The organism is Burkholderia sp. YHN3-13 (genome assembly GCF_055810675.1).
This window is the reverse complement of the sequence record NZ_JBVVNQ010000001.1, coordinates 862,161-875,029: the sequence shown is the minus strand read 5'-3', so window position 1 is coordinate 875,029 and position 12,869 is coordinate 862,161. Positions and strand designations below refer to the sequence as shown.

At 67.7% G+C, this 12,869-nt stretch carries 10 protein-coding genes; 3 read left to right on the top strand and 7 right to left on the bottom strand.

Features of this window, described 5'->3' with window-relative positions; all coding sequences use genetic code 11:
• The first annotated feature begins 44 nt into the window (after positions 1-44).
• Positions 45-1,289 carry an NADH:flavin oxidoreductase/NADH oxidase family protein gene (locus AC0KUR_RS03920; RefSeq protein WP_059559830.1) on the top strand — a complete coding sequence of 415 codons (1,245 nt, stop codon included), beginning with the start codon at positions 45-47 and terminating at the stop codon, positions 1,287-1,289.
• Between the two features lie 66 nt (positions 1,290-1,355).
• Here AC0KUR_RS03920 and AC0KUR_RS03915 read toward each other — a convergent pair whose 3' ends face one another.
• The 5 genes from AC0KUR_RS03915 to AC0KUR_RS03895 all read right to left on the bottom strand — a co-directional run bounded on the left by AC0KUR_RS03915 (position 1,356) and on the right by AC0KUR_RS03895 (position 6,763).
• Entirely contained in the window at positions 1,356-3,473 is a 2,118-nt protein-coding gene (locus AC0KUR_RS03915; RefSeq protein ID WP_069704457.1) for a TonB-dependent receptor, read from the bottom strand.
• A gap of 41 nt (positions 3,474-3,514) precedes the next feature.
• Positions 3,515-4,990 carry a PepSY-associated TM helix domain-containing protein gene (locus AC0KUR_RS03910; RefSeq protein ID WP_473375399.1) on the bottom strand — a complete coding sequence of 492 codons (1,476 nt, stop codon included), beginning with the start codon at positions 4,988-4,990 and terminating at the stop codon, positions 3,515-3,517.
• A gap of 242 nt (positions 4,991-5,232) precedes the next feature.
• The gene (locus tag AC0KUR_RS03905) at positions 5,233-5,718 is read right to left on the bottom strand and encodes a hypothetical protein (protein ID WP_473375398.1); all 486 of its coding nucleotides are present in this window, start codon (positions 5,716-5,718) and stop codon (positions 5,233-5,235) included.
• A gap of 95 nt (positions 5,719-5,813) precedes the next feature.
• Positions 5,814-6,368: a hypothetical protein gene (locus AC0KUR_RS03900; protein WP_473375397.1), complete on the bottom strand. Its 555-nt coding sequence runs from the start codon at positions 6,366-6,368 to the stop codon at positions 5,814-5,816.
• A 71-nt stretch (positions 6,369-6,439) separates the two neighbouring features.
• Positions 6,440-6,763: a hypothetical protein gene (locus AC0KUR_RS03895; RefSeq protein ID WP_034188441.1), complete on the bottom strand. Its 324-nt coding sequence runs from the start codon at positions 6,761-6,763 to the stop codon at positions 6,440-6,442.
• A gap of 624 nt (positions 6,764-7,387) precedes the next feature.
• Between AC0KUR_RS03895 and AC0KUR_RS03890 the strand changes: the two genes are divergently transcribed.
• Positions 7,388-8,020 carry a LysE family translocator gene (locus AC0KUR_RS03890; protein WP_059559818.1) on the top strand — a complete coding sequence of 211 codons (633 nt, stop codon included), beginning with the start codon at positions 7,388-7,390 and terminating at the stop codon, positions 8,018-8,020.
• 72 nt (positions 8,021-8,092) lie between these two features.
• Here the strand turns inward: AC0KUR_RS03890 and AC0KUR_RS03885 are convergent, their stop codons facing one another.
• Both AC0KUR_RS03885 and AC0KUR_RS03880 read right to left on the bottom strand, forming a co-directional pair.
• On the bottom strand, positions 8,093-9,721 hold the full coding sequence (locus AC0KUR_RS03885) for an NADP-dependent glyceraldehyde-3-phosphate dehydrogenase (protein ID WP_034188439.1): 1,629 nt from the start codon (positions 9,719-9,721) through the stop codon (positions 8,093-8,095).
• Positions 9,722-10,452: 731 nt separating this feature from the next.
• Positions 10,453-10,665 carry a hypothetical protein gene (locus AC0KUR_RS03880; RefSeq protein ID WP_124608118.1) on the bottom strand — a complete coding sequence of 71 codons (213 nt, stop codon included), beginning with the start codon at positions 10,663-10,665 and terminating at the stop codon, positions 10,453-10,455.
• Between AC0KUR_RS03880 and AC0KUR_RS03875 the strand changes: the two genes are divergently transcribed.
• Complete coding sequence (locus AC0KUR_RS03875) at positions 10,655-12,784, top strand: TonB-dependent receptor (protein ID WP_124608117.1); 2,130 nt, start codon at positions 10,655-10,657, stop codon at positions 12,782-12,784. The two genes, AC0KUR_RS03880 and AC0KUR_RS03875, sit on opposite strands and share 11 nt — an antisense overlap.
• The last annotated feature ends 85 nt before the right edge of the window (positions 12,785-12,869 follow it).

Below are 12,869 nucleotides of genomic sequence, written 5' to 3'. Positions count from 1 at the left end.
ACTTTAAAGTTATCGTTGGGCATCGTCAATCGAGGATGTCCACCATGAATCTGTTTGCGCCGCTGACACTGCCCAACGGGGCGGTGATTCCGAACCGTCTGGCCAAGGCCGCGATGGAAGAGAACATGGCCGATGCGGACCACGCCCCGTCCGACGCGTTGCTGCGCCTGTACCAGGCGTGGGCCGACGGTCAGGCCGGCCTGATCCTGACCGGCAACGTGATGGTGGACGGCCGTGCGATGACGGGACCGAACGGCGTCGTGCTCGAAAGCGACGCGCATCTCGACCGCTTCCGCCGCTGGGCGCAGATCGCGCGCTCGGGCGGCGCGCACGTGTGGATGCAGATCAATCACCCGGGGCGCCAGATGCAGGCGGCGCTCGGCCAGACGACGCTCGCGCCGTCGGCCGTGCCGCTCGCGCTCGGCGCGCTGTCGAAGCAGTTCCCGGTGCCGAAGGCAATGACGGAAGCCGATATCCGCGACGTGCAGCAGCGCTTCGTGCGCGCCGCGCAGCTCGCGGAGCAAAGCGGCTTCACCGGCGTGCAGGTTCACGCGGCGCACGGTTATCTGCTCAGCCAGTTCCTGTCGCCGCTGACGAACCGCCGGCAGGACCAGTGGGGCGGCAGCATCGAGAATCGCGCGCGCCTGCTGCTCGATATCGTGAAGGCCGTGCGTGCGGCGGTGTCGCCCGCATTCGTCGTCGCGGTGAAGCTGAACTCGGCCGATTTCCAGCGTGGCGGTTTCAGCGCGGACGACGCGAAGCGCGTGGTCGAGCTGCTGAACCCGCTCGACGTCGATCTCGTCGAGTTGTCGGGCGGCAGCTATGAAGTGCCGGCGATGCAGGGCGAGGCACGCGACGGGCGCACGCTGGCGCGCGAAGCGTATTTCCTCGAATTCGCGCGCGACATCGCGGCCGTCGCGCGGATGCCGCTGATGGTCACGGGCGGCATCCGGCGTCGTGCGGTGGCCGAGCAGGTGGTGAACAGCGGCGTCGCGATGGTCGGCATCGCGACCGCGCTGTCGATCGACCCGAACCTGCCGCGCGACTGGCGCGCGGGCAAGGACAGCGCGCCGGCGCTGCAGCCGATCCGCTGGAAGAACAAGGCGCTGGGCGCGCTGGCCAACATGGCCGTCGTCAAGTTCCAGCTCGCGCGGCTCAGCGAAGGCCGCCGCACGCACCCGCAGGTGTCGCCGCTGCGCGCGCTGGTGCGGCAGCAACTGGCCGCGCAGTGCCAGACGCGACGGTACAGGAAGTGGATGGCCGGGCGTGCGGCAGGCACGCGGGCGTGATCGGCGCGCGGGTGCCCGCCGCGGCGCTGCCGGAGACCGACCGGCAGCGCCGTTGCGCATGCCCCGTCAGAACCGGTAGTTCGCCAGCACTTCGAACCGCCGGTCGTTGCCGAGCAGGACCTGCGTCTCGTTGTAGTACGCGGACTGCACGTAGCGCCGGTTGAACACGTTGTACGCGCGCGCGGTGATCGTCGTGTCCTTGCGCGGCTTCCACGCGAGGCCCAGGTCGACGGTCGTGTACGACGGCATCACGAGCTGGTTCGCGGTATCGGCGAAGCGCTTGCCGACGTACTTGACGCCCGCGATACCCGTCCAGTCCGGCGCGAAGCGCCAGCTGACCCACAGGTTCGCGAGCCGCTGCGGCACCGACACCGGCACGTTGCCCGCGCGCGACACCGTCGTGCCGCCGGACGACTGCTGGAAATCGTCGTACTTCGCGCGCAGGATCGACACGTTCGCGTCGACACGCCAGTCCTTCGCGATCTCCGCGCCGACCGTCGCCTCGAGCCCGCGCGACGACTGCTGGCCGACCTGGATCGACTGGTTCGGGTTCACCGGGTCGGCCGTCAGCAGGTTGCGCTTGACGATCCGGTAGGCGGCGAGCGTCCATTCCGCCTTGCCGTCGAGGAACGACTGCTTCACGCCGATCTCGATCTGCCTGCCGGTCGCGAGCGTGAAGCCCGCCTTCGACGCATTCAGCGACAGCAGCGAGCTGACCGGATCGGCCGCGACCGCGTACTGGCCGTACACGGCGAGACCGGGCCGCACGTCGTACACGGTGCCGATGCGCCAGCCGGTGTTCGCGAACACCTTCGTGAAGGCGCCACCGTTCACGAGATCGTCGCGGTTCACGCTCGCGTGATCGTAGCGCAGCCCGCCGATCACCGACCAGCGCGGCGTGATCGCGAGCCGGTTCTCCGCGAACAGCGCGTACTGGTTCGACTGGCTGCGGTACTTCGGATAGGTGCCGGCCGTGTTGATGAAGCTGCCCGGGTCGAAGCCGAACGGATCGACCGTCGAGGTACCCGAATACGGCGAGTTGTTGTCGTGCTGGAACGTCGTGTGGTTGAACTCGACGCCCGCCGAAAACGTGTTGCGCATGCCGAGCAGCGCGCTGCTCACGGTGGCCGTCGTCACGTTGCCGTACTGCTCCTGGTCGTGGAAGATTTCCGTGTAGCTGCTGCGCCGCACCTGCGCGCTCGACGGCAGGTACGTGTAGTACTCGGCGTCCTTCCAGTGACGGTTGCTCTTCATCCGGTACAGCGTGGTCGTCACGTTCAGGCTGTCGCTCGGCTGCCAGTTCGCCGAGACGGTGGCCCAGCTGTCGCGGAATGCGATGTCGCTGTCGCCGACGTTGTAGTTCTTCCTGTCGAGTGCGCGATCGCGCGCGCCGTTCACGAGCGGCGCGCCGAAGTACTGCATCGGATGCAGGAAGCCCTGCGCATACGACGCCGTCACGTACAGGTCGGGCGTCACGTCGTAGCGCAGCGCGCCGGAGACCGACAGGTTGCGCGAATCGCCGCGGTCGACCCAGTTCGACGAGCGGTTGCCGCTGACGTCGAAGCGGTACGACAGCTTGTCGTTGATCGCGCCGCCGCTGCCGAACGCGGCCCGCGCGGTGCCCTCGGTGCCGCCGCCGACCTGCAGTTCGTTGCGGATCGGCGTGCGCGTCGGCTTCTTCGGCACGATGTTGACCACGCCGCCGATCGCGCCTTCGCCGTAGATCACCGAAGCGGGGCCGCGCAGCACGTCGATGTGGTCGACCGACCATGTGTCGAACGGGAACGTGACGCCGATCGCGCCGTACGGGCGCACGCCGTCGTAGAGTTGCGTGACCGACGACGCGCCGACGAAGCCGCGCGCGGCGAGCTCCGAGTTGCCGTTGCCGGGGTGCGGCGACGCGCTGATGCCGGCGGCGCGGCTCACCGCATCGATGATCGAACGGTCGCCGCGCGTGTCGAGCGCCGCGCGGTTGATCTGCTCGACGCTTGCGGGTGTTTCGAGCGACGACAGCCCGAGATGGCTGCCGGTGTCGAGCGGCTGCGTGAGCGCGGGGGCTTTCCGCGCATCGACGCGGATCGGGGCGAGCGTGGCGCCGGTGCGGTCGACGCCGCTTTCCTGTGCCTGCCCGGCGGGAGAGAAGGCCGCGAGAACGGCGGCGGGCAGCATCAATCTGAACTTCATTGTTTCGGTTTCCTTCGAATGGGTGGCCGCGCTTGCGTCGATCACGCCGCGGCGCGCGTCGCGCGGCCGAACAGCAGCCGGTCGACCAGCCAGACGGCGACGATCGTGATGCCCATCAGCGGGAAGACGATGCCGAGCAGCACGAGCCCGGCGATCCAGCCGCGCATCGGCGGCGTGCCGCGTTCGCGCGACGGTGCGCCCAGCTTGCCGGCCGGGCGGCGCTTCCACCACATCACCGTGCCCGTGACGGCCAGCGCGGCCAGCCCGAGCGACAACACCGCGCAAACGATCTGATTCGCGAGCCCGAAGTAGCGGCCCATGTGCAGCGACGTGCCGTACGACACGGCCTGCGAGACCGCGCCGTAGTCGTCGTAGCGGATGTCCTTCAGCACCGCGCCGCTGTACTGGTCGAGATGGATCGTGCGTTCGGCCTTCGGGTCGGCCGGGAAGTACGACGCGGTGAACACGCCGTCCGTGCCGGACGGCAGCGCGAGCGTGTAGCCGCTCGTCACGCCGAGGCCGGCGACGATCGCGATCGCGCGCGTCAGCGGCAGCGGCAGCGGCGCGGGTGTCGGCGCCGACGGCGAATGCGGAACGGGCACGTTGCCGACCGCCCACGGCGTTTGCGGCAACGGCAGGTCGTCCATCACCATTCCCGGCATCGCGTCGCCGGCATCGTGGTGATGCGTCGATGGTGCGGCAGCCTGCGCGTGCGCAGGCTCGGGCGTCGTGGCAGTGCCCGGTCGCGTCGAGCGTACCGATGCGCCGCCCCATGCGCCTTCCGGCGCGCCGAGGTTCACGCTCGTCGCGAGTGCCTTGAAGTTCTTGCCCCATGAGCCGGACCACGGCAGCCCGGTCAGGATGAACGCGACCGTGCCGGCGGCGAGCCAGATGCCGGCCGTCGCGTGGAGGCTTTTCCACAGCGGCCGGCCGCGCAGCGACAGGTCGGGCCGCAGCGCACGCCCGACGCGCGCGGCGCCACGCGGCCACCACAGCGCGATGCCGGTGCCGATCATCACGAAGGTCCAGCACGCGGCGAGCTCCATCAGCAGCTCGCCCGTCTTGCCGAGCAGCAGCTTGCGATGCAGCATCCGGTCGACCTGCATGAAGCGGTTCTCGACGCTCAGCGTGCCGAGCACGCTGCCGTCGTACGGGTTCACGTACACGCTCTCGCGGCTGCCGTCGTGCAGCCGGAACACGTATTCGGCGCTGCGGTCGCGCGCGGCGGAGACCTGCACGGAGACCGGCGTTGCGCCGGCCGGCATCGCGGTGCGGGCGCGTGCGAGCAGCGTATCGGCGTCGAGCCGCGGCGTGGCGCGCGGCTCGACGACCAGCCGGTGCGGATACAGCAGCGGCTCGATTTGCGGCTGGAAACAGTAGAGCGTGCCGGTGATCGCGAGGATCACGAGGAACGGCATCACGAACAGGCCGGCATAGAAGTGCCAGCGCCAGAGCGTCCGGTAACCGGCGCCGGTGGAACGGGTGGGCGAGATGGCCCGATCGACGGTGGTCGACATGGTGTCAGCTCCTCGTGTTCGTCGAGCGGCAAGGCCGGCAACGGCCGGCCGCCGTCAACGCGCGTCGCGTCCGCGTGCGCGCATCGACGCGGCGGGCGGCGCCGCGTGATGCGCAAACGATGCGCAACGCGGCATCGCCCGCGCGACGCGGGCATGCGGATGAACGCTTGAATCAGGTCGGGTGAAACGAACGGCATGAACGCGCATGCACGTCGACGTGCATGCGCCGCAGGGCGGAACGTTCAGCAGAACAGAGGCGGGGCGCGAGAGGGCGGGCGATCGTCGAGGATCGATCGCACGAAGGGAAGACTGTCGACGTGGACGCGGAACCGTCGTGGCGCCGCGGCCGGAAACAGCAGCACCAGCAGCACGAACGACGCGAGCGCGGTGAACAGTGCCGCGCCGAATGCGCACAGGCCGTCGCCGTTGCCGGCGGACGCCGTCTTGTCGGCATGCGCGTCGTGTTTGAGCGCATCGACGAGCGCCCGCGCATCGTTGGCCGGCGTGATCGGCGCGCTCGCATCGAAGCGGGCGGCCAGCGCGGCGCCGGTGACGATCAGCGGGCCGCGGCCCGAGCACAGCACCACCGAGCCCGCATCCGGACCGTCCGGATCGAGCATCACGGCGCCCGACATCAGCGCGCGGGACAGCAGCGTCACGAGGAGGAATCCCCACAGCAGCTGTCGCGCGACGCCGGGCCGAAGCAGGAAGCGGCGAAGTGCGTTCATGGCGCGCGATTGTACATCCGTTTGCGCGGCCGGGCCGGCGCGCGGCTTGCATCAGCGGGATCGGCTGGTGTGCGTCCGGAAGCGGAACGCGGGGGCTATTCCGGAGCGGCTGATCGTGGGTCCGGCGCGACGTTCGCGGGGCCGTACGACCAGGTGCCGTCGGCCAGCGCGGTCAGCACGTTGCCCGTGCGCGCGTCGTACAGATGCCACTGCTCGTCGGTCGGATCGTCGCCGTACGGCCAGGTCGTCAGCTTGCCGCCGAGGTCGAAGTCGAATACCCACGCTCCCGGTTCGGCGCGCGGCGCGATCGATCTCAGGAACTGTCCGTCGAGCTGCCGCGCGGCGGCCGCGATGTCGCCGGCGCGGGATTCGCTATGCGCGAGTTCACGGCCGTCGATCGCGATCGACCAGTGGCAGTAGCAGATCCACAGCTGTCCGTCGCCCGCGACGGTCACGCGCCGCGACGCCTGCCTGTCGCGTGCCGGGGCGGCCTGGCCGGAGGCGCCGCCGCGCGGCTCCCGCACATGCAGCGCGGGCTGGCCGAACTCGAACGTGAGGAAGCTGCCCTGGCCTTTCGTCACGGACCAGGCCGGCGTGTCGCAGATGGCCGGCCAGATCCGGTCGAAGTCGGCCGTGTTCACGAGGAGCATGTCGGTGATCGGAGCCCGGCGGCCGTGCCCGTCGCGATGGCCGTCCGCGGCAGCCGGTGCGGTGGGCCGGTTCAAGCCGGATAGGAGTCGTCCACCTTCAGGTTCGCGAGCCGGAACAGCGTGCGCAGCGTCTGCGGATGAATGTCGCGGTGCGACGCAAGCGACGTCAGCATGAAGTCGAGCACTTTCGCGTAGCGCAGCAGCACGAGGCACCGTGCGAGATCGGGCGTACGACCGCGCATGTCTTCGGCAAGGGTGACCATTTGCGTCGACAGCGTGCGCGCCATCTCGAGTTCCATCTGCTGTTTTTCGGTCCAGTCGGGCAGGGGCTGTTCGAGCACTTTCGCGAGAAAGAGCTGGAACGACGTATCGGACGAGTTGGGCAGCGCATCCATGAAGAGCCTCGTGCGTATGTGGATCGTTCGGGCGCATCCGTGGACGCGCCCGTGGGTGGAGGTGTGTCCGCGTCTTGATCGGCGCGGTGTTCACCCGAACGGAACGCAGGTTCCGTACCAGCGTCGCGAGACGAATGTTGAGTATTGTTGAGGCGTGTCAACGCGACGTCGGCGAGTCCCGCCGGTGCTGGGTCGCGGCGGCGGTCGAGGAAGGCATCCATACGCGCGGCGCGATGTATGCCGCGCACGCAAAACGGCTCGACACGTCGAAATGCTTCAGGGATGTAACGTAACGCCCGCATAAAACCCGTCGCGCGATTCCGTCGACGAACGGCTGGAACGAGGCGTTTCGCGCGTCCCGGCCACGTCCGACGTGCGTTCGCCGGTGCGGCATGCCGGAACGCGGCGCCCGGCGCCGAGCGGCGCAAGCGGGCCGCGCATGCGCCGGGTGTTTCAAAACCGAGACGCTTGCGCGAGCGGCGATCGCTGGCGCGGCTGCCGAACCGGCCCGGCGAATTGGCCCGGCGAACCGGGGAATTGGCCCAGCGAAACGGCGACCAACTGTCCATGGGCAGACGGCGCGCGTTTGCCAACAATCTCCAGATCATCCCTGCGAGGTTCGACATGAGCGTCCACGCCTTCTTCTCGGCCAACCTGCTGCTCGCCTATACGGCTTACTTCATCGGCACGGCCAGCCCGGGGCCGAGCAACCTGGCGATCATGTCGGTGGCCGCGAACCAGGGCCGCAAGGCGGCGCTGGTGTTCGCACTCGGCGTCATGTCAGGGTCGATGTGCTGGGCGACGGTGGCGGCGCTCGGCGTGTCGGCCGCGCTGCTCGCGTGGTCGAAGCTGCTGGTCGCGATCAAGATTTTCGGCGGGCTGTACCTGCTGTGGCTCGCGTTCAAGTCGGGGCGCGCGGCGCTGTCGGGGCCGGCGGCGGCAACGGTGAACGCGGCGCGCGAGCAGCGGCTGTCGCGCTTCTACGTGCGGGGCGCGATGCTGCACCTGACCAATCCGAAGGCGATTCTCGTGTGGGTATCGATCGTCGCGCTGTCGTCGAACGGCGCGGGGGCGTCGCACGGCGCCGTCGTGCCGGGCTGCCTCGTGATCGGCTGCCTGGTGTTCGGCGGTTATGCGCTCGTGTTCTCGATGGACGGCGCGCGCCGGCTGTACGTGCGCGGCCGGCGCGCGATGGACGCGTGTCTGGCCGTCGTGTTCGGCGTGGCGGGGGTTCGGCTGCTGGCGTCGAACGTCTAGCCGCGCGGCAGGGACTGTCATCCTCCGCCGCGCGGGCGCGCGACGGAGGCTCCGACGTCGATCAACCCGGCTTCAGAAAATGAAGCCCGTGTTGATGAACTTCGAGTGGTGATCCGACACGATCGAATCGAGCAGCTGCTTGCTGCTGTCGGTCTGCTTCGCGGCGACCATCGAGCGGATCGAGAACGCGCGCAGCGCGTCGCTCACCGACAGTGTGCCTTCGGCCGAATCCTTGCGGCCGGCGAACGGGAACACGTCGGGCCCGCGCTGGCACTGGCAGTTGATGTTCACGCGGCATACCTGGTTCACGAGCGGATCGACGAGCGCGCCGATCTGCGCCGGATCGGAGCCGAAGATGCTGACCTGCTGGCCGTGATCCGACGTCGTCACGTAGTCGAGCGCGGTGTCGACGTCGTCGAACGGCGCGACCGGAATGATCGGCCCGAACTGCTCCTCGCGGTACAGCTTCATCCCTTCCGACACCGGATACACGACGGCCGGATAGAACAGCGTCTTGCTGAACTCGCCGCCCGAATGGTTGACGACCTGCGCGCCCTTCGCCTTCGCATCGTCGATCGCGTCCGTCATGTAGGCCGTGCGATGCATGCCCGGCAGCGGCGTGATGCTGACGCCTTTCTCCCACGGCATGCCGATCTTCAGTTGTTCGAGCGCCGCGGTGAAGCGCTTCAGGAATTCGTCGACGATCGAGCGATGCACGAGCAGCATCTTCAGCGCGGTGCAGCGCTGGCCGTTGAACGACAGCGCGCCGAGCAGGCACTCCTTCACGGTCAGGTCGAGATCGGCGTCGGGCAGCACGATCGCGGCGTTCTTCGCGTCGAGGCCGAGGATCGCGCGCAGCCGGTGCGACTTCGGGTGCTGCTTCTTCAGGTGATCGGCGACCTTGCTCGACCCGATCAGCGCAAGCACGTTGATCTTGCCCGAAGCGAGCATGTGCGGCACGACCACCGCGCCCGGCGCGTAGATCGTGTTGATCACGCCCTTCGGGAACGCGTCGCGGAACGCCTCGAGCAGCGGTTCGAACAGCAGCGTGCCGTACTGGGGCGGCTTGAACACCACGGTGTTGCCCATCAGCAGCGCGGGGATCAGCGTCGCGAACGTCTCGTTCAGCGGATAGTTGTACGGGCCCATGCACAGCACGACGCCGAGCGGCGTGCGGCGGATCTGGCCGATCGTGCCTTCCGCGATCACGAAGCGCGAGTTCGCGTTGTCGAGTTCCTTCAGCGCATCGATCGTCTGCGTCATGTACGTGACGGTACGGTCGAACTCCTTCTGCGAATCGGCGAGGCTCTTGCCGATCTCCCACATGATCAGGTTCACGACCAGTTCACGCTGCGCGACCATCCGCTTGATGAAGTCCTGCATGCACGCGATGCGCTGCTCGACCTTCATCGTCGGCCACTCGCCGCGGCCGGCATCGTACGCGCGCACCGCGGCGTCGAGCGCCGCGTCGCTTTCCGTTTCGCCCATCACCGGGTAGCTGCCGATCTCGACCTGCTCGACGCTGCCGTCCGCCTGCCGCACGCATACGGGCGACAGCACGGTCTTGGTCGCACCGTCCCACGGTCGCAGTGCGCCGTCGACGAGCGACACGCGCTGGTGGATCGGGGCGGAGAGCCGGAACTCGGCGGGGATGTCCTGATAGGCGGGAAACAGCTGCTGCAGGGAGGCGGAATCGGGCATGACGGTCTCGTTTGACGGGGTGTCCGGGAAGGACGGGTGATGCGAATCCTGAGCTGAATGATCCTCGATCCTGAATCGGCATGATGACGCGCACGCGACGGCGCGTCACGCGGAAACCTGGCCGAATCAATGAATGGAACCAGTTCCATTAAAAAGGAACGCCGTCGTGAATGCAAGAATCGCCGAACGGCATGACGGAGGCTGTAAGTATTTGGAAAGACTGTTGCCGAATGGCCGGTATAACGTGCAGGGTGCATTCGCAAACGTTTCACTTCGACCGAATTGAGCGGATAATGGCGCGGCGCGGCGAAGAAAATAATGAAGTGAGCCTGAGAGCAGACGGAGTGAAGAACGGAAGTAGGTCCGCCGCGTTGCCGATGCGAGGTCGGCTGCCCGGAGCGCCGGGTCGGGGTTGCCCGGTCCGGCGCGCACCGGACTTTTGCATGCGTGCTGCCTGCGTGGCCAGATCCTTCGGAATCCTCCCCAGTCTCTCCGCCGTCGCTTCCCGAATCCCGCCTTCCCCCTGATCGTTTCCGCCTGGCGCGGCCAATCCTGGTCTTTCGTTTTTATTACGAAAAGGCCGGTCAAATCTACAAAAATGAAAGGTATTTGTCGGGAATGCAGAGCGTTAAGCAGGCGCACGTTGTGGGCAGGCGACACGTCGAAAATTAATTAAAAACACGAATCATTCTCGTTTAATATTTCGCTCCGTTACGAGCCATGACATCGCGTCACGGCTCTTTCGTGCCGGTCGTGCCGGCCGGCATCCACCCGCGCCGGCCATTCGCGGCCGGCATGCGCGACGGGGCGATCCTCCGCGCGCCACAGCCTTCTTCACGGAAAAGGGTGTCGTCGGCCGATTCGCCGCGTGACGCGCGCGTTGACCGGACACGTTTCCGTTCGCCGTTTTTCTTCACCACCCCTACGTTCACGATGAAACTCAACAAGAGCGCCTGCCATGCGCTTCTGATCGCCGCGTCGCTGGCCGGCGCCCGCACCGCGTTCGCCCAGGCGAGCGATGCCGCGGCCACCTTGCCCGCGATTTCCGTCAACGCGGCCGCCGAGCATGCGTCGTACGACGGCGGCCACTCGCGCGCGGCGACCAAGACCGACATGTCGCTGATGGACGTGCCGCAGACGGTGAACGTCGTCCCGCACGCGGTGATCGAGGACCAGAACGCGACGTCGCTGCAGGACGCGCTGCGCAACGTGCCGGGCGTCGGCTTCTCGGTCGGCGACGGCCAGCGCGACCAGATCACGATCCGCGGCTTCAACAGCATCACGGACCAGTACGTCGACGGCATTCGCGACGACGCGCTGTACTACCGCGACCTGTCGAACGTCGATCGCGTCGAGGTGCTGAAGGGGCCGGCGGCCGTGCTGTACGGGCGCGGCTCGGCGGGCGGCATCGTGAACCGCGTGCTGAAGCGGCCGCTGGCGAACCCGGTGAACGACGTGGGCGTGACGCTCGGCACGCGCGGCGAGCGGCGCGGCGAATTCGACCTCGGCTGGAACGCGAACGACGCGGCGCGCTTTCGCATCACCGGCGCGGCCGAGAACTCGAACAGCTTTCGCGACCAGTTTCAGCTGAACCGGCAGGCGATCGCGCCGTCCGCGCAATTCAAGCTCGACAGCGACACCGTGCTGAACGTCGAATTCGACTATCTGCACGACCGCCGCACGTCCGACCAGGGCCTGCCCGCGTATCGCGGCCGGCCGGTGGACGTGCCGATCAACACGTACTACGGTTCGGCCGACGCGGCGAACAGCTCGTACAACGACGTCTCCGCGAAGAGCGCGACGGTGTCGCTCGATCACCGTTTCAACGATTCGCTGTCGTTCCACGGCGCGATCCGCGCGTACGACTTCTCGCTCGAGCGCAAGAACTACGTGACGTACGAGCCGATCAAGACGGCCGCGCACCCGGTCGTCACGCTCGACCAGTCGACGCGCCAGCGTACCGATCACGGCATCGACGGCCTGTTCGAACTCACGCAGAAGACGTCGCTGTTCGGCATGCGCCACGAGCTGCTGTACGGGCTCGAACTGTCGCAGCAGCAGAAGTTCGACACGATCTACGGCGTGACGAAGGTCGCGACCTACGATCTCTTCGATCCGCAACAGGTGGTCCTGCCCGGCGTGCCGACCGGCGCGCGGGCGAAGACGAACGCGTCGACCGTCGTCGGGCTCGCGGGCGTCTACGCGCAGGACCTGATCTCGCTGACCGAGCACTGGAAGGTGCTCGCCGGGTTGCGCTTCGACTACCTGAACCAGATCCGCCACGACTATACGTCGTCGAACGTCAATCTCGACCGCACCGATCACGCGTGGAGCCCGCGTGTCGGGCTGATCTACGAGCCGCTCGACTGGCTGACGCTGTACGGATCGTTCAGCCAGTCGTTCTCGCCGCTCGCCGATACGCTGATCAGCTCCGGCGCGTTCGCGAACGGTGCCGCGCTCGCGCCGCAGAAGACCACCGCGTATGAAGTCGGCTCGCGCGTCGATCTCGGCGGCAAGGCGACGGCCAGCGTTGCGCTGTTCGACATGCGCCAGACCAACCAGCAGATCGGCGATCCGGCGAACCCCGGGTATGCGCTGCCGATCGGCACGCAGCACGTGCGCGGGATGGAGCTTGGCCTGACCGGCGAGATCGCGCCGAAGTGGTCGGTGTATGCGGGTTACGCGTACCTGAACGGCACGGTCGACGGTTCCCCGCAATCGACGGCGGCCGGCCTCGCGTTGTCGAGCAACACGCCGGGGCTGATGCCGCGCCACAGCGCGAGCCTGTGGCTGAAGCGCGAGCTGCCGTACGGCTTCTACGCGGCGGCCGGCATGCAGTTCCAGTCGGCACGTTATGCGTCGGCGAGCGATCTCGTCACGCTGCCGTCGTTCACGGTGTTCAACCTGGGCGCCGGGTATCGCAGCAAGAAGGTCGACGTGACGCTCACGCTCGACAACCTGTTCAATCGCCGTTACTTCATCGCCGCGCACGGCAATGCGGACCTGTACAACATGCCCGGCGATCCGCGCACGCTGACCGCCACGGTGAAGTGGCACATGTAACGCGCTTGCGGTGAGCGATGCAGGCCTTCGTCAGGACGGCCTGCATCTCGTTGCCGACGCTCGCGGCGCCGGTTGGCAGGTTGCC